The sequence below is a fragment of the Arcicella sp. GW458-12-2-14-TSB2 genome (assembly GCF_059423785.1).
The window spans coordinates 1-20,369 of record NZ_JBWKYN010000101.1; the positions used below are offsets into that span (position 1 = coordinate 1).

18 protein-coding genes are annotated in these 20,369 nt (G+C 36.4%); 7 read left to right on the plus strand and 11 right to left on the minus strand.

From position 1 onward, the window contains the following. Window positions 1–271: 271 nt before the first annotated feature. Window positions 272–526 (minus strand): 50S ribosomal protein L27, encoded by a 255-nt coding sequence (gene rpmA / locus AC07XN_RS14920; RefSeq protein ID WP_184136168.1) that lies wholly within the window; start codon window positions 524–526, stop codon window positions 272–274. 79 nt (window positions 527–605) lie between these two features. Then, a complete protein-coding gene (gene rplU / locus AC07XN_RS14925; protein WP_309923648.1) occupies window positions 606–917 on the minus strand; it encodes a 50S ribosomal protein L21 in 312 nt (103 codons plus the stop codon). Window positions 918–1,285: 368 nt separating this feature from the next. On the opposite strand from rplU, the gene AC07XN_RS14930 reads away from it, so the two are divergent. Together AC07XN_RS14930 and AC07XN_RS14935 are read left to right on the plus strand one after the other, a co-directional pair. After that, window positions 1,286–1,711, plus strand: a complete 426-nt coding sequence (locus AC07XN_RS14930) for a TlpA disulfide reductase family protein (protein ID WP_494743651.1) — start codon at window positions 1,286–1,288, stop codon at window positions 1,709–1,711. A 95-nt stretch (window positions 1,712–1,806) separates the two neighbouring features. Further along, window positions 1,807–2,460 (plus strand): thioredoxin family protein, encoded by a 654-nt coding sequence (locus AC07XN_RS14935; RefSeq protein WP_309923654.1) that lies wholly within the window; start codon window positions 1,807–1,809, stop codon window positions 2,458–2,460. Window positions 2,461–2,551: 91 nt separating this feature from the next. On the opposite strand, the gene AC07XN_RS14940 is transcribed toward AC07XN_RS14935, so the two are convergent. From AC07XN_RS14940 to AC07XN_RS14960, 5 genes are all read right to left on the minus strand, one after another. Next, window positions 2,552–5,929 (minus strand): ThuA domain-containing protein, encoded by a 3,378-nt coding sequence (locus AC07XN_RS14940; protein WP_494743652.1) that lies wholly within the window; start codon window positions 5,927–5,929, stop codon window positions 2,552–2,554. A gap of 248 nt (window positions 5,930–6,177) precedes the next feature. Next, window positions 6,178–7,353 (minus strand): glycoside hydrolase family 88 protein, encoded by a 1,176-nt coding sequence (locus AC07XN_RS14945; protein WP_494743653.1) that lies wholly within the window; start codon window positions 7,351–7,353, stop codon window positions 6,178–6,180. A gap of 36 nt (window positions 7,354–7,389) precedes the next feature. Continuing rightward, window positions 7,390–8,220 carry a 5-dehydro-4-deoxy-D-glucuronate isomerase gene (kduI, locus tag AC07XN_RS14950; RefSeq protein ID WP_309923661.1) on the minus strand — a complete coding sequence of 277 codons (831 nt, stop codon included), beginning with the start codon at window positions 8,218–8,220 and terminating at the stop codon, window positions 7,390–7,392. Window positions 8,221–8,390: 170 nt separating this feature from the next. Next, window positions 8,391–9,002 carry a hypothetical protein gene (locus tag AC07XN_RS14955; protein WP_494743654.1) on the minus strand — a complete coding sequence of 204 codons (612 nt, stop codon included), beginning with the start codon at window positions 9,000–9,002 and terminating at the stop codon, window positions 8,391–8,393. Window positions 9,003–9,265: 263 nt separating this feature from the next. After that, window positions 9,266–9,664, minus strand: coding sequence for a T9SS type A sorting domain-containing protein (locus AC07XN_RS14960; RefSeq protein WP_309923666.1), 399 nt, complete (start codon window positions 9,662–9,664; stop codon window positions 9,266–9,268). Window positions 9,665–10,269: 605 nt separating this feature from the next. Between AC07XN_RS14960 and AC07XN_RS14965 the strand changes: the two genes are divergently transcribed. From AC07XN_RS14965 to AC07XN_RS14985, 5 genes are all read left to right on the plus strand, one after another. Continuing rightward, window positions 10,270–10,953 carry a hypothetical protein gene (locus AC07XN_RS14965; RefSeq protein ID WP_494743655.1) on the plus strand — a complete coding sequence of 228 codons (684 nt, stop codon included), beginning with the start codon at window positions 10,270–10,272 and terminating at the stop codon, window positions 10,951–10,953. A 37-nt stretch (window positions 10,954–10,990) separates the two neighbouring features. Next, the gene (locus tag AC07XN_RS14970; RefSeq protein ID WP_309923670.1) at window positions 10,991–11,992 is read left to right on the plus strand and encodes a hypothetical protein; all 1,002 of its coding nucleotides are present in this window, start codon (window positions 10,991–10,993) and stop codon (window positions 11,990–11,992) included. 149 nt (window positions 11,993–12,141) lie between these two features. Then, window positions 12,142–13,512: a DEAD/DEAH box helicase gene (locus AC07XN_RS14975; RefSeq protein WP_494743656.1), complete on the plus strand. Its 1,371-nt coding sequence runs from the start codon at window positions 12,142–12,144 to the stop codon at window positions 13,510–13,512. Between the two features lie 34 nt (window positions 13,513–13,546). Next, window positions 13,547–14,233, plus strand: a complete 687-nt coding sequence (locus AC07XN_RS14980; RefSeq protein ID WP_494743657.1) for a hypothetical protein — start codon at window positions 13,547–13,549, stop codon at window positions 14,231–14,233. Further along, on the plus strand, window positions 14,193–14,891 hold the full coding sequence (locus AC07XN_RS14985; protein WP_494743658.1) for a DNA alkylation repair protein: 699 nt from the start codon (window positions 14,193–14,195) through the stop codon (window positions 14,889–14,891). Before AC07XN_RS14980 ends, AC07XN_RS14985 begins: the two co-directional genes overlap by 41 nt. Here the strand turns inward: AC07XN_RS14985 and AC07XN_RS14990 are convergent, their stop codons facing one another. The 4 genes from AC07XN_RS14990 to nirB form a co-directional block, all read right to left on the minus strand. Continuing rightward, entirely contained in the window at window positions 14,892–15,536 is a 645-nt protein-coding gene (locus tag AC07XN_RS14990; RefSeq protein ID WP_309923678.1) for a response regulator, read from the minus strand. It lies immediately after the preceding gene. 130 nt (window positions 15,537–15,666) lie between these two features. Continuing rightward, window positions 15,667–17,145, minus strand: coding sequence for an ATP-binding protein (locus AC07XN_RS14995; protein ID WP_309923680.1), 1,479 nt, complete (start codon window positions 17,143–17,145; stop codon window positions 15,667–15,669). A 164-nt stretch (window positions 17,146–17,309) separates the two neighbouring features. Then, window positions 17,310–17,657, minus strand: a complete 348-nt coding sequence (nirD, locus tag AC07XN_RS15000; protein ID WP_309923682.1) for a nitrite reductase small subunit NirD — start codon at window positions 17,655–17,657, stop codon at window positions 17,310–17,312. 79 nt (window positions 17,658–17,736) lie between these two features. Continuing rightward, the gene (gene nirB / locus AC07XN_RS15005) at window positions 17,737–20,244 is read right to left on the minus strand and encodes a nitrite reductase large subunit NirB (protein WP_494743659.1); all 2,508 of its coding nucleotides are present in this window, start codon (window positions 20,242–20,244) and stop codon (window positions 17,737–17,739) included. Window positions 20,245–20,369: the final 125 nt, after the last annotated feature.

The following is a 20,369-nucleotide window of genomic DNA, read 5'->3' on the forward strand; positions in this document are numbered from 1 at the left end:
TTTTAAAGGTTTGGATTCATATTGGTGAATGTCTTTCAAATCCTGATTGTACAAAACAAAAAAAGCCATCGATTATAAACAGATAATTGTTTATAGTTCAATGGATTGATGATTGTTTAAGAACAAATTTAAAAGAGTTTAATAAGAAAGTAATATTAAATTTTACCTTTCTTATTAAGATAAAAAGAAAAAGAGATTAACAGTTGAATAAATTCAAGCGTTAATCTCTTTTCAAGAATTATAATGGTATAACCTTAGTTATTTGCCATTATTAAGCAGGAAGTACTTCTACAAAAGAACGTCCTTTAAATCCTTTTTTAAAGTGAACAGTACCATCAATTAAAGCAAATAAAGTATGGTCTTTTCCAAGACCTACATTTTGACCAGGATTGTGGGCTGTACCTCTTTGACGAACAATAATGTTCCCTGAAATTGCAGGCTGACCTCCAAAAATTTTGATTCCAAGACGCTTACTATGCGACTCACGACCGTTTTTCGAACTACCCGCACCTTTTTTGTGTGCCATTGTTTTGTTAGTTTATCGATTTAACGTTTTAATTTTCGCTTTGAGGAAACTCTTAACGAATAAAATTAATCATTAAATATTAAAATGAGATTCCTTCGATTAAGACTTTAGTTAAATTTTGACGGTGACCGTTCTGTTTTTGGTATCCTTTACGACGTTTCTTTTTGAAAACAATTACTTTTTCTCCACGAACGTGAGCTAAAATTTTACCAGTTACAGTAGCACCTGCTACAGTTGGAAGACCTACTTTGATGTCTCCGTCATTGTCGACAAGAAGAACCTTATCGAAAACCAGTGCAGCGCCTTCCTCGCCCGCCAAACGGTGGGTGTAGAGGAAAAGGTCTTTCTCAACTTTAAATTGCTGACCAGCGATTTCTACGATTGCGTACATTTTATTATTAGTTATAATTTTATTGGGTCGCAAAGATACGCATTATGTTTTGAAAACAGAAAGGAAGTAAGTATATTTATTATAAAAAAATCGCAAATTTTTATTTGCTAGTATGTTTCATAATAATCTCATAGTAAGGTAGTTAAGTGTATAGGTAAAATATTATAATATTTCTTTTACCCCAACAACGTATACCAAGTACATTATTATGCAGGTTTAACGTTAATAAATTAACATGGAAGTTCCATTTTTATAAGTTAATGATGATGAAGATTAGCCCCTTTTCAATACGATTTGGAATAATACTTATCTTCCTAATTTACGTAGTTAACTTTGAGGCTTTCAATCAAACCAAGAAAGTTGACATTGTGAAGTTTGAAGATTTACAAAAAGTATTAAATCAAGTATCAGATACCACCGTTGTCATGCATTTTTGGGCAACTTGGTGCCGACCGTGTTTAGAAGAATTACCCTTTTTTGAAGGATTGAATACTGAATATAGCACTAAGAAGGTAAAATTTTTGTTAATAAGTATGGATTTCCCTAAAGATGCGGAAACCAGTGTAAAGGGCTTTTTAGCACGCAACAAAGTACAATCGAAAGTAGTACTTTTGGATGAACCAGATTATAATCATTGGATAGATTTGATAGACAAAGAATGGTCGGGAAGTATTCCTGCCACGCTGATAATCAATACAAAAATGCAGAAACGGAAGTTTTTTGAAGGCAAAGTAAATGTTGAAATATTTACGGAGGAACTAAAAAAAATGTGGACTGTTACCATACAAAACTGAATACCGTAGCAACAAACAAGATTTATATTTAAATATTAAATCAAACAAGCGATATAACTTCTAAATAATATTAGATACAATAAACATATCAAGCAATGAAAACACATATAAAAAATATAAAGACGATTTTTTTACTAGGAATAGTCTTAACGGGATTATTGGCTTTTACTCCAGCCAATGAAGAGCATAAATTAAGTGCAGATAAAGGGTATGCCATTGGTGATGTGGTGGCTGATTTTAAATTAAAAAGTACCACAGGCAACATGGTATCAATGGCTGATAATCGTTCTGTAAAGGGATATATTATTGTCTTTACTTGTAACCACTGCCCTTTTTCAAAGGCTTATGAAAGTAGAATAATGGCATTGGATAAAAAGTTTGCTTCGCAGGGGTATCCTGTATTGGCAATCAATCCGAACGACCCGAGTGCTTATGAAGAAGATTCTTTTGAAAACATGCAGGCTGTAGCCAGAGCCAAAGGATATACTTTTGCTTATCTTCAAGACGAAACTCAGGCCACCTCAAAGGCTTTTGGTGTATCTAGAACTCCATCGGCTTATGTAGTGAAGAAAGAAGGCGACAAATATATTTTACAATATATCGGTGGTATTGATGATAATACGCAGGATGCTAATGCCGTAACAAAAAGATATGTAGATGATGCTGTAAGTAATCTTTTAGCAGGCAGACCAGTAGTTAATAACTTTACAAAGTCGGTGGGTTGTGCTGTTAAATGGAAAGGCGTTTAAAACTAGTCAAAAAATCAGCTTTATATTTTAACAAGAAGAGGTTGCCAACACTGGCAACCTCTTCTTGTTTGTAAATAGTATTATAATTTGTTTATTTACCTGCTGTAATATCTACTAGGGCAAATAATGGTTTTCCTTTGGCATCAGCATTTTTAAATACTAAGAATAAGTTATGTGCGCCAACAACAGGTGTTTTCAATGAAATACTTACGGGGGTGTTAGCATTTTTAGTTACCTCAGCAGTACCCAATAATTGTCCCGTGGGCGAATCAATGTGCAATTCTACCGAACCACCCGCTGTACGGTCGTCAGTAGCAAAAGCACCTAACTTAAATTGAGCGATACCCGTTAAGTCTATGTTGTTGAATGAGATATATGAATTGTCAGACATTGCAATAACTGCTTCTCCTAGTCCTTCAAGCGTATATTTCATTGTTTCTTTTTGCGTATCAAACGAATTCGCTTTAAACTTCGCACTTCTCAACGTAAGCGCTGTTGTACCTGTCAATGACCCTAAGTTACTAGCACCTCTGTCAGTATAGCTTGCCGAGAAAATATAAGTGCCAGCTTTGCCATTGTCTTTGGTGACATATTCACCTTTAACTGGTTGACTTGCTTTTTTGTCATCAGACAACGAGAGAATATATTTCACCATTTCCTTTGTGTCGTCTTTCGTTAATTGTGGGTGAGCCGCCATTACTTGTTCGCCCCAAACACCGCCGCCACCTTTGATTACTTTTTCTACCAACTCACTAAAAGCTCTACTTTTTCCTTTGTATTTTTTAGCAACTTCTTTGTAGCTTGGTCCAATAGACTTTTTATCAAGTGAATGACAAGATTTACAATCAGATAAGTCTATTAAACGTTTGCCTGATGAAGCACTTAGGTTTGCTTGGTGTCCCTGTGCAATTACAGTTTTGTCAAAACCTTCTAAGTAATCAATGTTTACCTGTACTTCGTCTTCTTTGATTTTTTTATTAGCCAACGAGCCATCTTCTTTATCCGACACCTTTACTTCATAAGCGATTTTTTCATCGTTCCAGTAGAATGTTTTATTGCCTTTTATCGCTAATTCTACCTTTGGAACATCATTCCCTACTTTTATTTCTAAAGTAGTCGTCGAAACGTTTCCAGCAGGGTCTGTTACTTTCAGAACAGGCTTATAAACGCCTGCTTTTGTAAAAGTAAAGCTTGGGTTAGGCAAAGTGCTTTTGGCTGCTCCTTTGGCAAAAGTCCATTCGTATTTCAACACATCATTTTCATAGTCTAATGTACCAGCCGAAGAGAAATTTACTTTCAAAGGCAATGCTCCCGCTTTTTTATCAGCATTTGCTACGACTACGGGGCTACGGTTGCCAGCATTGAAAGTAATGCGTGAAAGACGAGCATCATCGTTTTGAGCAAACCAGTTTTGTCCATATTCCAACAAATACAATGAACCATCTTTGGCAAACTGCATATCCATTGGGTGGCTAAACTTCGTGTTTGGCATAAAGCGTTCCATCGAAATAAAATCTCCGTTTGGTTTCATGCTTACCAAGTTAATCCAGTCACGCATCCAGTCATAAGCAAAGAATTTTCCATCTAAATACTTAGGGAATTTTACCTTTGAATCAGCCTTGAAGTCGTCATAATAATATACAGGCCCGCCCATTGCATTACGTCCACCTTTACCAACGATTGCCCCAAATTCAGGAGAATCAGCGTAAGGATAATAAATAAATGCTTTTTGAGCAGCAGGTAATTCGCGTAAACCTGTGTTGTGTGGAGAATCGTTAATAGGGTGTTCAGCGTCAAATTTTGTCCAAGTACTATCCTTATAAAAGTCTCTTTGGTTATAAGCACGGTTGTCTGCCACAAAAAGAGGCCAGCCAAAATAACCAGCTTTACGAGCCTGATTCACTTCGTCGTGTCCACGAGGACCATATTTCGGTGAATTTTCGCCAGCATCGGGCCCTACTTCACCCCAATATAAAAAGCCTGTTCTTTGGTCAACCGATATTCTGTATGGGTTTCTGTTACCCATTACATATATTTCAGGACGAGTTTTTGCAGTACCCACTGGGAATAGATTCCCTTCTGGAATCGTATAAGAACCATCAGCACTAGGCTTAATTCTCAAAATTTTACCTCTTAAATCGTTGGTATTTGAAGAAGTATATCGAGCATCCCAACCAGAGCGACCCACTTTATTATCAATTGGTGCAAAACCTTGCGAAGCAAAAGGGTTGGTATCATCACCCGTTGACAGGAATAAATTTCCTTTGCTGTCCCAAGCTATAGAGCCACCCGTATGGCAACATTCTGTGCGTTTTACAGGCACACGCAAAACAACTTTTTCAGTACTTAAATAAAGTGAATCCTTTACATCATCATACACATAACGAGATAAACGATTGGCCGTATCAGCACCAACCATCCCTACCGACGGAGCGTAGTACAAGTAAATCCATTTGTTTTTGTTGAAGTCAGGGTCAATATTTACGCCCATCAAGCCATATTCAAATTTTGAATAAACGCTTAAATCTGCTACAACCTTAGTTGCGTTTTTCTTTGGGTCATATACTTTTAATATACCTTTTCTTTCACCGAACAATACTTTACCGTTGTCTAACACTACTAGTTCAGTTGGTTCGTCTAGTTTTTCATCCAATACAGTTTTTACGAAACGGTTTTCTTCAGGAGGTAAAGCACTTTTTACTTTAGTATAATCTAAAGCAGGGCCACTAGCCGCCCACTGTAAGCCACCAAGAATGTGTTTAAGCGGAATCTCTTCCGAGAAAGTCTCGTTGGTATGTCCCCAGTTAGTATAAAAAGAACGACCACCGTCAAACTCATGGTACCAGCCCATTGGGTGGAAATCGCCCATTTTACCTTCTTTAAAAGAGTTTTCGTCAACAGTATATAAAACCTTTACATCTGTATTGAAATTTTTAAAGCTATAAAATTCATCTTTACGCTCTAAAGTCTCAGGCATAAAGTTTGTAGAAATATGCGTACGGTCTTTAATGATAAATTTACCATTCTGCACATTCGAAACATTTTTGCCTGGGTGACCATTAAAATATCCACCTACCAACTTGCCATACCAAGGCCAGTCGTATTCAGTATCCGAAGCTGCGTGAATACCCATAAAAGCACCACCTGCTTGGATATAACGCTCAAAAGCAATTTGCTGAGGCTCTGTTAAAACATTCCCAGTAGTGCTGTTAAAAACAACAACCGAGTACTTTTTAAGATTAGCTTCATTGAAATTATCAGCGTTTTCGGTAGTATCTACTTCAAAACCATTGTCAGTGCCCATTTTTTGAATGGCTTTTGTACAAAACGGAATAGAAGAGTGACGAAACCCTGCTGTTTTGGAGAAAACAAGAATCTTTTTCCCTTTGAGGGGATTAGAACCTTGGGCAAAAAGAATTGTTGTACAAAAGCACAACAACAGTAATAATGCCTGAAATTTAAGTTTCATAAGTTATAATAAAATTAGGACTGGTTGAATGATATAAATAAAGCCTCCCTTTGCTGAAGAAATAGTACTTTACTTAGAGATTAGTAAATATTTGATAAAGATAAGTTTTTATGGGTATATTATTATCTTACCTTGTACGGTAAATATAGACAAGTATAGAACAGTTCGGTAAAAAAAAACGATATAAATTATCGAGGGTTTCCTAAATAACCTATATCGTTATGATTAATTGATTGAAAATGAAACGATTACTTTTTCTTCTTCATTAGTGCTTGGTATCTTAACAATGCTTCTAAATAATAATAGTCGGCATATACCAAAGGCACATCGATTTCTGATTTTAAGGGCTTTGCTCCTACACTATGCTTTAAAATGAAATGATTATTTTCGCCTAAATTAGCTTTATAGGCAGGGCTAGCCAAGCTTGTCAACATCGTTTCGGCAGCTTTAAAATAGTCTTTGCCTTTTTTGCCTGTATAAGTTGATAATTCTAACAAAGCCGACGCTGTAATAGCACCAGCCGAAGCATCTCTTTCTTCATTAGGAATATTGGGTGCGTTAAAATCCCAGTAAGGAATTTTATCGGCAGGTAAATTCGGGTTGTTCAAATAGAAATTAGCAATTTTTTCAGCCATCGCTAAGTATTTCTTTTGCTTAGTTTCGCGGTACATCACTGTATAGCCATACATTGCCCACGCTTGCCCCCTCGCCCATGCAGAAGCATCGGCATAACCTTGGTGAGTAAATTTTCCTAAAGGCTGTCCTTTTTCATCATAACAAATTACATGATAGCTACTGCCATCTGGACGAAAATGATTTTTCAGTGTACTATCAGCATGTGAAAGACAAATATTATAAAATTCTTTGTTGCCAGATGCTTTGGCCGCCCAAAACAGAAACTCCAAGTTCATCATATTATCAATGATTACTGGATAAGTGTATTGACGAAATTTATTCCAAGACTTAATAACCCCTACTTTAGGGTCGAAACGAGTCGCTAGCGACTTCGCTCCTGTCAGCATAATATCTTTGTATTCAGCATTTTTTGTAAGGCGATAGCCATTGCCAAATGGGCAATACAACATAAAGCCTAAATCGTGTGTACCTGTATTGAATTGCTCTTTTTTAACAGCCATAGACCACTGATGAGCAGCATCTTTCCAGAAAGGGCTCTTGGTTTCTTCAAAAATATACCAAAGCGAACCACCGAAAAAGCCACTACACCACCATTCAGTAGGCATATCTCGTGGACTGCCATCTGCATTAGTCGATTGGGGCGTTTTGGTATAATCTGGATGTGCCTTTAGCATCCCCTCATATTGTTTGGCCGCAAATTCAAATTCTTTTTTGACATCAATTTTGGACTGTGCCGAAATGCCTAACACGAAAATGTTTAATAACAAGCATAAAAAGATTTTTTTCATAGTTAAATGGATGGTTTGAGAATGTAAAAGAGGTAATTATTTTAAGTCTGAGATTTTAACAAAATCCATGTCTGTGAAATCGAGGTTTTCGCCTGCCATTGCCCAGATAAAAGAATAATTGGACGTACCCGCACCAGAGTGGATAGACCAAGGTGGTGATAAAATAGCTTGATGATTGGCTACAAGCATATGGCGAGTTTCCTGTGGTTGTCCCATAAAGTGAAATACTCTATGTTCTGGATTCAAATCAAAATATAAATAAGCTTCCATTCTTCTATCGTGTACGTGGGCTGGCATGGTGTTCCAAACACTCCCTGTTTTCAAAACAGTTAATCCCATTACTACTTGGCAACTTTGAATACCATCTCTATGAATATACTTATAGATGGTTCTTTCATTGGCTGTTTCTACTGTACCTAATGAAACGGGAGAAGCTTCTTCTTTTCCCATCTTTTGTGTAGGAAATTTTTGATGGGCAGGAGCAGATAATAAGAAAAATTGTGCAGGGCTACCAGCATCATCGCTTTTGAAAACTACCTCTTTCACGCCTTTGCCAATATAAAGCGCATCCAGTTTTGATAAATTAAAGCTTTCGCCATCTACTTCAATCGTACCATTACCTCCCACGTTGATGATACCGATTTCTCTTCTTTCTAAGAAATAATCAGACTTCAAATTATCATACGTTTGTAAACTAAGAGCAACCGTCGTAGGCGTCGCACCTCCTACCATTACTCTGTCATAATGAGTATATACAAAATGTACCTCATTGGTCTTAAAAATGCTTTCAATCAAGAAGTTTTCTCTTAATTGCTCTGTGGTAAAGGTCTTTGCCTCACGTTCACTAATTGCTTGGTAAATCTTCATAAAATAGACTTGATGTAAATTTGAAAAAATAACTTATAGCAAAGAGTCGAGACTTTTAAATTTATACTGCTAATTGGGCATTATATTTTGAAGAGAAAGTAAAATATTAAAGCCCAAAGGTTAAGTTGTGGAGGCTTATCCTTTGGGCTTTACGGAAAAAAATACGATGCTTACCAGTCTCTTCTACCATGATGGCCATGACCACGACCAAAAATAGGTACTGTCACAACAATTACTGGGCGAGATGGCGCTCTTCTAGCATAACCACCGTTATAGCGATTTAGATAACGATTACGAATATCATAAGGATTACGTGGGTCTACTGGATAATATCTGTTAGCCCAAACTCTTCTATTGTCACAAAAATCAAAAGGGTCGGCATTACTACGAAAATCTATCTCATTCCAACGACTGTGACGATATGGATCGTAAACAGGACGAGGGTCGAAGGGGTTGCGAGGGTCGTAGTTAGGATTACGGGTATCAAACGGATTTCTTCTGTCGTAGCTATAACTTCCATAACTGCCGTCATCACATCTGGCATATACATCATAGTTGTTATTATTGCCATTGTTGCCGTAATTATTATTACGGTTGTTATCGTATCTATCATCATTTCTATCATCACGGTTATCGCGATTTCGGTCAGGATAATTTTGTTGTTGCTGGTAGTCTCTATCTCTGTTCTGATAGTCTCTATTTGAATAATTACGATCTTGAGCTTTTCCTGAATTTGCTAATCCAACTGTTAAAACTAGCAAGTTAAATAATTTGATATTCATGTTTTTTGACGGTTTATTGTGATTACACCAGTTTTAGTATTAGCATCAATACTTTTACCATTTTGATGATATATTAGTAAAACGCATTAGGGTGAATCGCTATTTTAGGGGGGCGTGTTAATGATATGTTAATGTTTTTTCACCTTAAAAAACAAAAAAACCGTGATACGAGCAAATATCGTATCACGGCCTGATTTATATAATTAATATGCCAGATTTAGAAATTAAATAGCTTCTTAAATAGATTTGAGGTTAAATAAAGACTAATTCAAAGAAATAAAACGATCTTGTGAAGTAGGCTCAGGAGTTTTAGTACCGATGTTTACTGTTTTTACAATTTTGCTTTCGCCATCAGTGATTTCGAAGCTGTATTTTCCGTCTTGCAATTCGCTCAAATCAAATTTTCCGTGGTATTTTTCATTAGCTTTTCCTACTTTTTCTTTGTGCAACACATCCCCTTTTTCATTTTTCAATGAAATATATAAATTCTTATTAGTCGATTTCTCAATCAATACATTCATTTTCATAGTGTTGATTGTCTGGTACATTCCCACAGCAAATGATTTTTTAGTATTTGCTGGCTCATTAGTGTTAGTAGCGCTTGCTACAAATGACATTACTGATAATACTGCAATTGCGAAAGATTTAACGAAAGTTTTCATTTTTTTAAGTTGTTTAGATTTTAAATTAAATTTTATGATAAATAAAAGTTTAGAAATTACATTGTTGTTGTTTACTGTGTTACTTACTAAGATTTTTGTGCCATAATTTATAAGTGTTTGATTATTAATTGTTTGTAAAAGTTAACGAGATTTAGAGGTGTTCGTTTTTATTACAATAGTTGTTCGGTTTAGTATATTTATTAATGTTTAGAGTATTTTTTGTTTAATTCCTTTTTGATGCATCAAAGTTATGGGTAAAAGCCAGTACCTTGCAATACAAAATACCATAATCGGTTGTTTTACTAGTTAAATGGTAAATCTTCTTGATATACAACTGATTTTTGGTTTAAGCGAATGCTTTAAAATTGATGAGTGTTTGAGATGTAAAAAGTGCTCGTTTTTTTGAATCTCAGACATAAGATGCAAGCTGGAATTATAATGTTGCATCTATTTAAAAAAATTATCATAATTTTTTATGGTATCATCAAGTCCCGTAACCATTCTTACAACTGAATGGGGTTTCTCGATAAAAGCATATTAATATTGTATAGGTCAATAATGATTGAGGGTAAGATTAAATACTAAAACAGAAAAAAAATCAAAAAATGGCAGCAGAAGAAAAAAGTATCGGAAGAAAATTATTAAGTTTTTTTATTACTGAAGAAACTGCTACTACAGCAAATACTAGCAGTCAGACGCCTCCTCCTATTCCGAAGGTTGAAAAAACAGTAGAACCTGCGATAATACCGCAAGGTATAGAGAAGGGCGTAGTCGATAAAAAATTTATAGACCACTTCGTTCAGTTGCTCGAAAATTCAAATTTAAAAGGACCTGATTATTTTGAATACATGCAGGCACTAAAAGGCTTGACAGGCCTTGGGCTTTCAGAAGAAAAACAATTTCAAGCTGCATGGGCTAGTTTCAAAGTAATGGGTGGTATTACAGATGTAGCAGTATTGACGGATACGGCCAAACAATATATCGGAATTTTGGATAGTGACCGACAAGGATTCTTGAAGGATGTAGAAAACGCAGTTAGCCAAAAAGTAGGCGGTTTGAAGAATGATTTGAAAAAAACTGAAGAAGAAAATGAAAATATAGCAAAGCAAATAATTGATTTACAGCGTAAGATTGATGAAAACAAGATAAAAATCAATAAATTGACAGATGATATTTCAGAACAGAGTGGAAAAATTACGATTAATAAAAGTAATTATGAAACTACCTATCATACATTTGTCGAACAAATAAAGGGTGATATCGCAAAGATTGTAGCCTACTTGAAATAAATTCATTCTAAATCAAAATATTAAATAATCTAAAATAATGGCAGATTTATCACAAATTGGAGGAACCCAACCTTCAAAATCGTTTTGGAGTAAACCCGAAGGTATTACTTCCTTATTCTTTTTGGCAGCACTTGGTGCTTTTGGGTTATACTATTTCAACATAGTAGTTGAATTCTTGATAAAAGTTACTTCCAATACGCTTTATCTAGGTGGATTATTAGCAGTTTTAGGTTTTTTTATCTTTCTAATTACTAGCAAAGACATTCGTACAGGGGTATTCTTTTTGTTTAAAACCTTCATGCGAAAAATAACTGGCTTAATCATTCAACTTGACCCGATTGCCATCATGAAAATCTATATTTCAGATTTACGTGAAAAACGCGAGCAGATGTCTAAGCAAATAGATATTTTGGCAGGACAGTTAGTAAAACTGAATAAGAAAATTGGTGAAAACAACGAGAACATCAAAGTTAAGTTTGCGGAAGCAAACAAGGCTAACAGCATGACTGATAAGCCCGGTATGAAAGAAGCTGCGTCATTAGCAAGTTTAGAAGCGGCAGGATTACAGGAAATGAATGAAAAATTGTTGCCACTTCAACGTAATATGAAAACTATTTTAGGGTTCATGGAAAAAGTACAGTCGTCGGCAGATTATATCATCAAGGAAACAGAAATAAGAGTAAAACACAAAGAGGCGGAATACGAAATCGTAAAAGCTAGCTCTAATGCCTTGAAAACGGCGATTAGTATTTTCAAAGGAGATCCAGACAAGAAGTTTTACTTTGATGAGTCGATGGAATACATTCAGGACGACATGAGTAAGAAATTGGGTGAAATGAAGCGAGCAATGGATTACTCAATGGACTTTATTAATTCTGTGGATATTCAAAATGGCGTGTTAACCGATAAAGGGCAGTCGATGTTGGATGCCTATAATAAAGGCGAGTTCAATTTGATTACGTTAGATGGTCCGTCAGACTCAAGTAAAAAAGAAATCAATCCTCCGAAAGACTCTTCTTATAAGGGTTTATTGGATTAACATTTCGATGTGAAAGCGTAACTCAAAGACTTTCTTTGGGTTACACTTTTCGTTTCTACACCTTTGATACACTTTATTTTCGTACCTTTGTAAATGTTTTCAACAAAAGCTATCGTCAGAAAGCTGACGACAGTTAACGTTTACAAATTATGACATTCGAAGATTTTCAACTCAATCGCCAATTATATAATGCCATCGAAGAAGCTGGCTATCAAGCACCTACGCCTATTCAAGAGCAAGCTATTCCATTAGTAATGGGTGGGCACGATGTACTAGGAATTGCCCAAACAGGTACAGGAAAAACAGCTGCTTATCTATTACCCATCCTGATGAAGGTAAAGTATGCCCAAGGCAAAATGATGCGTGTATTAATCCTTGCTCCTACCCGCGAACTGGTGATGCAAATAGATGAAGCCGTAAAACAATTGGCCAAATATACAGATATTCGTCATATAGCTTTATTTGGTGGATTAGGACCTAAAACACAGATAGAAGCCTTACAAGCAGGTGTGGATATCGTGATTGCAACACCAGGTAGATTTATGGATTTATACCTAAAAGGCGAGATTGGCGTAAAAGAATTAAAAACATTAGTATTAGACGAAGCTGATAAAATGATGGATATGGGCTTTATGCCACAAATCCGTAAGATTTTAGAGGTAATCCCTTCGAAGAAGAGACAAAACCTATTGTTTTCGGCTACTTTTCCACCACGAGTAGAGAACCTTTCACACGAATTTCTCGAATTTCCGCATAAAGTTGAAGTAAGCCCGCAAGCTACTACAGCAGACATGGTAAAACAGCGTTTGTTTGAAGTGCCCAACTTCATGACCAAAATTAACCTGTTGGGTATGTTGATGCGTGACTACGAGACTTTCAACAGAACGATTATTTTTTGCAGAAGTAAAGAGATTGCCGATAATATTTTTAAATACTTAGGTAGAAAAGTAGTTGGAGAAAACAAAATTAGGGTGATTCATGCCAACAAGGGGCAAAATACCAGAATAAACTCGATGGAAGACTTCAAGGAAGGAAACATTCAGGTATTGGTAGCAACAGATGTGGCAGCCCGAGGAATTGATATTCAGATGGTAAGCCATGTAGTGAATTTTGATGTGCCTTTAATTTATGAAGATTATGTACACCGCATTGGTCGTACAGGTCGTGCAAACAACAAAGGCGAAGCTATCACTTTCATGACAGAAGCGGAGGAATATCATATTGGCAAAATAGAGAAGATTATTAAAATGCCGATACCTCGTGAACCACTACCTGCCGAGCTAGAAGTATTGCAAACACCATTTGTTGAAAAACAGATTATGTTGCGTGAAATAGATGAGCAGAAAAAACGCGAAGACCCAGATTTCAAAGGGGCTTTCCATGAGAAGAAAGATCATAAAGTAAAAGCAAAACAAAAGGAAGTTAAAAATAAAAAACTACACATATCTTCAGGAAAGGATGCTCGTAAAAAAACCTTTGGCAAAACCAAACGAGAAGACCCAAGAAGAGGAAGAAGATAATAAAAATGTTAGTTTCGGAATAAAATTAAACTAAATGATACCAACACCATCAAAAACTATTATAGCCCATACAGAGTTTGAAGAGAAAGTAAAAAAACTATTCAAGGTCTTTGAAAATGATAAAACACTGTTCTTTTCGGTAAGTTATTTGCTTCTGACGGCTATCGGAATGATTTTTAGTGGTGCTTATTTTCTGATATTTGATATTAATATTTTAGATTATTCACAAGTAAGTGATTTTATCCTAATTGCATTCAAAGACCCCTTTTATTTGCTATTTACTATAATGACGGTCATTTTAATCGTTTCTATTTACTACCTAAATAAATGGTTGATGATTAAGTTTCCCAAATTTTTTATTAGACAAGAAGAAAAATTTTGGACTAGATGGTTTAAACAAACAGGGAGTTATTATTTCTGGAGCTATATGATGGTATTGCTATTATATATTCCCGAGTCGGCTTATATTTATGCACGCTATAAAAGCAAAGAAATAAAAGCAGGGAAAGGGCAAACTGTACAAATATATTATAATTCAGGGCCACAGACGATAAAAGATTCATTTCCAACACTGGTGGGAACTACAAGTAATTTCATTTTTTTGTATTATCCCAAAACCAAATCTACCGAAATAGTCCCTTTTAATAATGTCAGTAAAATTGTAATAATAGATTCTAGCCATGTTAGTAAAGCTAAAACAAGCACTCTTGAACCTCGCTAAACCTGAAAGGGCTATACAAACGGCTCGTTTCTTCAAAACAGGAAAAGGACAATATGGCGAAGGCGATATTTTTATCGGTATTACTAATCCAGAAGTCCGTGCGTTGGTAAAAGAGTTCTGGAAAACAATTAGTCTGGCCGATATACAGCTTTTGCTAAATGATGACATCCACGAATTTAGGTTTACAGGATTGATGATACTGGTAGAACAATTCGAGAAGGCTAATGAAGAGAAAAGGACAGAAATAGTTGATTTCTATTTGAATAATCTCCCTAAAATCAATAATTGGGATTTGGTAGATTGTTCGTGCTATAAAATATTAGGTGTGTATCTATTGGATAAAGACCGACAGGTATTGTATGATTTAGCCAATAGTAAGCATTTGTGGACTGAAAGAATAGCTGTAGTTTCTACAATGGCTTTTATCAGAAAAGGACAGTTTCTCGACTGTTTCCGACTGTCAGAGCTTTTTCTCACACATCCACACGACTTGATGCACAAGGCCTGTGGATGGATGTTGCGTGAGATTGGTAAACGAGATGAGTTGGCTTTGGAAGAATTTTTGGAAGAACACCTCACAAAAATGCCAAGAACCATGTTGCGTTATGCCATTGAAAGAATGGATGAAACCAAACGCTTGTCGTATTTAAAGCGATAACTAGCCAATAGCCATCTTCACTAAATCAGCTGTGTTTTTGGCTTTTGTTTTCTTCATCATATTAGCACGGTGATTGTCTACGGTACGAATACTTAAAAACAACTTGTCGGCAATTTCTCGGCTATTATAGCCTTGTACAATATGTTCAAGAATTTGTTTTTCTTTCGGAGTAATTTTTTGGAATATTGGTCTACTAGTATCTGGTTGGTTTCCAGAAGTTTTAGAAAGCAGTTCGTCGATAATGACCTCTGAAATTTCAGGTGGAAAATACTTTCTTCCTTCTGCTACCACATTAATGGCTCGCATAAGTTCGTCTTTGCCAGTATCTTTTAATAAATAACCACTTGCACCGTTTTCAACCGAATTAATAATATATTCACGGTTGTTGTGCATTGAGAATATAAGGATTTTAACTTCGGGATATTCTTCCGAAATAATTTTTGCTGCTTCTATACCAGTCATTTTGGGCATCGTCAAATCCAGAATCACTACATTTGGCGACAAAGCTTTTATTTTCTCGATAGCATCTAGCCCATCAGACGCTTCTCCGATTACTTTCACACTTTCTTCGTCTTCCAACAGCATTTTCATGCCTTTCCTGACAACGTCGTGGTCATCTGCTAATAATACGGTAATTGGGTTCATAATTTTTAATTGATTATATACAGACAGTGATTTTTAAAGATAAAGTTTTTAAAAATACTTAGTACCAAAATTTAAGTAATGCTTGAGAATATGAATTTATTAATTTTTTTTAAGATATTCAACCTCTCTCTTACGCTACCCTTTCGGTATTTTTTTTCCGTTTGCTAGTTAGTTTGTTGTTTACTCCAATAGGAATACTCACAATGATGTTTGTTCCTCTTCCTACTTTTGATTGTATTTTGCACGAGCCATTCAACAATTCGGCCCTTGTTTGCATATTTTTTAAACCACTACCACCCAACGTTTTTCGGATAGCTGGTAAGTCGAAACCAATGCCATTGTCAGAAATAGTCAATCGAATAGAACCCTCATTCTCCGCTATTTCTACTTGTATTTTTTCCGACTTTGAATATTTTACTGCATTATGAATCGCCTCTTGGGTAATTCTATAAAGACACACTTCCAAATTTTCTGGCAAGCGTTGTATTTTTTTCTCTTGAAATTCAATACTAATTCCCGACATTTTGGCTACCTGTTCCGTTAAGATTCGGATAGCAGGCGTAACGCCAAAATCACTTAACACAGAGGGTGCTAAGTTGAAAGCTACTGTTCGGGTGGCTTCAATGGTTTCTTGAATTAGTTTTTGTAATTCTTCAAACGATTTATCCTGCTTAGGATTAATGAATGAAAAGCTTTTTACTTTTTCACCATGCAATCTTAAACCCGTTAACATTTGCCCGATGCCATCGTGCAATTCGCGGGCTAATCTTTTACGCTCCATTTCCTGCCCTTCCATCAATGATGCCGAACGAACCTTCTCTTCTGCTAGTTGTAGTTTGAATTTCTCTTCAGTTGCTTGCACTAAAGCCTGTTGGGTTTGTAGAAGCCTTTCATTGGTTAGGCGTAATTCACTTTCAGAGTCCGTCAGTTTTTTAATGACAATTCGAATATAATTAGCAATCGGACGGAAGATGATGATTCCTTCCAAAATAAGAATACTAAATAAAACAAGGAATAAAAACAGCTCTATATTTTTGGTTAAATCAACCCTTGATCTTGATTCTAAATCGTACTGAAAAACGATTTTGTTCATCATTTTCAAGAAAAGTCTTTCGTTTACCAATACTTGATTCAAAGCAGCTTTCATTGCTTCGTCCTGATTCGCCACAGGTTTATCGATATGCTCGCTGATTAATTGCGCATTCGTGAGTATGGTCTGAAAGATAGGGTCTATCTCTCTGAACATACTATCAATCACTGGGCTATTCCTTACGGTATATGCTTTGCCGTCTGTTGTTAGGTTTTTATTCTTTAAACCCTCGTGGCTTTGCTTCCATAAGGTAATAATTTCCTTAATATCTTGTGAATAATGCTCAGCATCAGCCTGAAAAATATCTGGCCGACACAACAAAATAGCCGTTTTAGAAAGCCGCTGGCTCAACATCCGTTGTCTCCCTGCAATATTCACCACATGTGAATCATCAATCAACGAATTCAGAAATACTTGAATAATAATTTGTCCAGACATAGACAGCAACGCCACCATCGTGAGGGCAATCACATAGAGGCGAGTGAGTCTGTTGAAAATTTGACTATCAAGTGGCTTCATAACTTGAAATATACCAAACTTTCGGAAAAAATCATTTATAGTTTTCAAGTAATTTGTTGATTATGAGATTGTTGAAAATTTTTCTTTGAAAAATCATGTATTGAAATTTTACAAATTGATATTTTGCAAGTTTTTGCGAATATCAATTTGTAAAATCTTCGATACTATACCCCAACATACACTTGCCCATCTGCTATTTTTACAGGGTAAGTTTTAATCGTGTATTCATCTCCACTCAAGCATTCTCCTGTTTGTAACGAGAACGTTTTTTTATGAAAAGGACAAGCTACTTTCGGTTCATTATTTGCCCCTGTTGAGCCTATCATTCCCCTCGAAAGAGCCATTTGTTGGCGGTGTGGGCATTGGTTTTGGGTAGCATACCACTCACCACGACGCGAAAAATTATAAATAGCTATTTGCTCGCCTTCAATAAGAGCGCAAGCTCCTCCGTTTTCTGGTATATCTTCAATATTGCACGCTACGTGCCAAGTTATTGTTTCTTCTGCTATCATTGTTATATGTATGATTGAGGTTTGAATGAGCTAAATAAGTTTGTTTGAACTTATCAGCCCATAAAACGTTAAACTTCATTTACTTCCACTCCGCTGCTTTGATTTGCTCACGCATTGGCTCAAATCTAGCATAAGGGTCTTTCATTTTAGGAGCATTCACAAAGTGTGTAAAACGCTTACGTAGCTCTGGGCTGTTTACTACTTCTTTCCATTCGCATTTATAAGCATCTACCAAAAATTGCATTTCTTGTTCAAACTGGCTGTTCATACCAAGAGCATCATCAATCACCACAGATTTTAAATAATTAATGCCACCTTCCATTTTATCCAACCACGGAGCAGTTCGCGTAAGTGGTTCAGCCGTTTTGATATAGAACATCAAGAAACGGTCGATGTATTTTAAACAAGTTTCCGAATCAATATCAGTAGCCAATAGTTCAGCATGACGAGGTTTTACACCACCATTCCCACAGACATATAAATTCCAGCCCTTCTCAGTAGCGATAATCCCAAAGTCTTTTGATTGCGCTTCGGCACACTCACGTGTACAGCCAGAAACAGCCGATTTTAGCTTGTGTGGCGAACGCAAACCACGATAACGTTCTTCTACTTCAATCGAAAACGAAACGGCATCTTGTACGCCAAAACGACACCAAGTAGAACCCACGCAAGATTTGACAGTTCTCAACGATTTCCCATAAGCATGACCCGACTCGAAACCAGCATTCACTAGCTCTTCCCAGATGTCTGGTAAATCACTTACGTGCGCACCGAATAAATCTATTCTTTGTCCACCAGTAATTTTTGTATAGAGGTTGTATTTCTGAGCTACCTGTCCGATTACAATTAATTTCTCAGGCGTAATTTCTCCCCCTGGAATTCTAGGTACTACTGAGTACGTACCATTTTTCTGGATATTGGCTAAGTAACGGTCGTTTGAATCTTGAACAGTGGCATTGCCTCTTTCCAAAATCATCTCATTCCATAAACTGGCAATGATAGATGCCACCGCAGGTTTACAAACTTCGCAACCATCTCCCCTGCCTAAATTATCCAATACATCATCATAGGTTTTATAGCCTTTTATTTTAACGAGGTCGAATAATTCTTGGCGAGTATAATCAAAATGTTCGCAAAGAATATTTCTTACAAAAACCCCTTGCGACTTCATTGTTTCATTAATCAAGTCTTTCACCATTGGCACACAACCACCACAACCCGTACCCGCCTTTGTACATTTTTTGATGCCATCAAGCGTAGTTACTCTATTCTCGATGATTTCGTGACAAATGTTTCCTTTCGTTACGGCTTCACATGAACAAATCAACGCTTCGTCTGGTAAAGCCATCACTCCCGAACTAGCACTTTCTGCACCGCCTCTTGAACCCAACATCAAATCTTCAGGGTCGGCAGGTAAAAGCACCTTGTTTTTAGTGTTTTGCAACAACATATTGTATTGCTCGGCATCACCCACCAAAATTCCTCCTAACAAATACTTGCCATCGTTTGAAATATTGATTCTCTTATAAACACCTTTGGCAGTATTTTCAAATACGATAGTTTGGGCATTAGGCTCTTGAATAAAAGCATCACCAAAACTTGCTACGTCGATACCAATTAATTTTAGTTTAGTCGACATATCAAATGGCTTAAACTCTTTTTCGCCACCAATGATAGACGTTGCTACAACTTCGGCCATTTCGTAACCGGGTGCTACCAATCCATAAATCATGTGGTGTGCCAGAGCACATTCGCCAATCGCAAAAATATTTGGATCAGAAGTTTGTAGTTTATCATTGACAATAATACCTCCACGTGAACCTACTTCTAGTCCTGCTATTTTGGCAACTTCATCACGAGGCTTAATTCCTGCTGAAATCACCAACATATCTACCTCCAACTTAGAACCATCAGCAAATGCCATCCCTTCAATGATTCCATTTCCGACAATTTCCTGAGTATTTTTATTTAGATGAATCTGTAATCCTAACGCTTCCAGTTTTGTTTGAAGAGTTTTAGAACCAGCTTCATCTATTTGCCTTGGCATCAGCCTTGGAGCAAATTCTATTACATGTGTTTCCTCTAAACCTAAATCTAATAAAGCCTTGGCAGCTTCTAGCCCCAATAAGCCACCACCAATTACTGCCCCTTTTTTGGCAGTTTTGGCATGTGCTTGCATCAAATCCAAATCCTCAATGGTTCTATAAACAAATACGCCATCTTTTTCTACCCCCGGTATGGGTGGCACAAATGCCGCAGAACCAGTGGCTAATACCAAGTAATCGTAGTTTACTACAATACCATGGTGCGACCGTACCGTTTGCTCATCTTTGTCAATATCTACAACTGGGTCGGAAAGGTATAGTGTTATACCATTTTCTGTGTACCAACTGCTTGGTGCCATTGTTAAATCATCAGCCGTTTTACCAGCGAAGTATTCAGACAAATGTACACGGTCGTAAGCGGGGCGAGACTCTTCGCCAAAAACGACCAAATCAAAACTTTTAGACACATCTTTTGAAATAAGTTTTTCGCAAAACTTATAACCGACCATGCCGTTCCCCACTACGACAATTTTCTTTTTCATAAATGATACAAGATTATGATTTATACTTTTAATGATTAATACTTATACAAAAAGCTTTGATGTTTTCAGTTATGTAGATGCTGACTAAGTATTTATTTTATATCACATCAAGGATGTTGGTGTAT

What these genes read in the sequence shown, in the direction of transcription:
- rpmA (WP_184136168.1), bottom strand. Translation starts at nt 526, where the DNA reads ATGGCACACAAAAAAGGTGCGGGTAGTTCGAAAAACGGTCGTGAGTCG.
- rplU (WP_309923648.1), bottom strand. Translation starts at nt 917, where the DNA reads ATGTACGCAATCGTAGAAATCGCTGGTCAGCAATTTAAAGTTGAGAAA.
- AC07XN_RS14935 (WP_309923654.1), top strand. Translation starts at nt 1,807, where the DNA reads ATGAAAACACATATAAAAAATATAAAGACGATTTTTTTACTAGGAATA.
- AC07XN_RS14940 (WP_494743652.1), bottom strand. Translation starts at nt 5,929, where the DNA reads ATGAAACTTAAATTTCAGGCATTATTACTGTTGTTGTGCTTTTGTACA.
- AC07XN_RS14945 (WP_494743653.1), bottom strand. Translation starts at nt 7,353, where the DNA reads ATGAAAAAAATCTTTTTATGCTTGTTATTAAACATTTTCGTGTTAGGC.
- kduI (WP_309923661.1), bottom strand. Translation starts at nt 8,220, where the DNA reads ATGAAGATTTACCAAGCAATTAGTGAACGTGAGGCAAAGACCTTTACC.
- AC07XN_RS14955 (WP_494743654.1), bottom strand. Translation starts at nt 9,002, where the DNA reads ATGAATATCAAATTATTTAACTTGCTAGTTTTAACAGTTGGATTAGCA.
- AC07XN_RS14960 (WP_309923666.1), bottom strand. Translation starts at nt 9,664, where the DNA reads ATGAAAACTTTCGTTAAATCTTTCGCAATTGCAGTATTATCAGTAATG.
- AC07XN_RS14965 (WP_494743655.1), top strand. Translation starts at nt 10,270, where the DNA reads ATGGCAGCAGAAGAAAAAAGTATCGGAAGAAAATTATTAAGTTTTTTT.
- AC07XN_RS14970 (WP_309923670.1), top strand. Translation starts at nt 10,991, where the DNA reads ATGGCAGATTTATCACAAATTGGAGGAACCCAACCTTCAAAATCGTTT.
- AC07XN_RS14975 (WP_494743656.1), top strand. Translation starts at nt 12,142, where the DNA reads ATGACATTCGAAGATTTTCAACTCAATCGCCAATTATATAATGCCATC.
- AC07XN_RS14980 (WP_494743657.1), top strand. Translation starts at nt 13,547, where the DNA reads ATGATACCAACACCATCAAAAACTATTATAGCCCATACAGAGTTTGAA.
- AC07XN_RS14985 (WP_494743658.1), top strand. Translation starts at nt 14,193, where the DNA reads ATGTTAGTAAAGCTAAAACAAGCACTCTTGAACCTCGCTAAACCTGAA.
- AC07XN_RS14990 (WP_309923678.1), bottom strand. Translation starts at nt 15,536, where the DNA reads ATGAACCCAATTACCGTATTATTAGCAGATGACCACGACGTTGTCAGG.
- AC07XN_RS14995 (WP_309923680.1), bottom strand. Translation starts at nt 17,145, where the DNA reads ATGAAGCCACTTGATAGTCAAATTTTCAACAGACTCACTCGCCTCTAT.
- nirD (WP_309923682.1), bottom strand. Translation starts at nt 17,657, where the DNA reads ATGATAGCAGAAGAAACAATAACTTGGCACGTAGCGTGCAATATTGAA.
- nirB (WP_494743659.1), bottom strand. Translation starts at nt 20,244, where the DNA reads ATGAAAAAGAAAATTGTCGTAGTGGGGAACGGCATGGTCGGTTATAAG.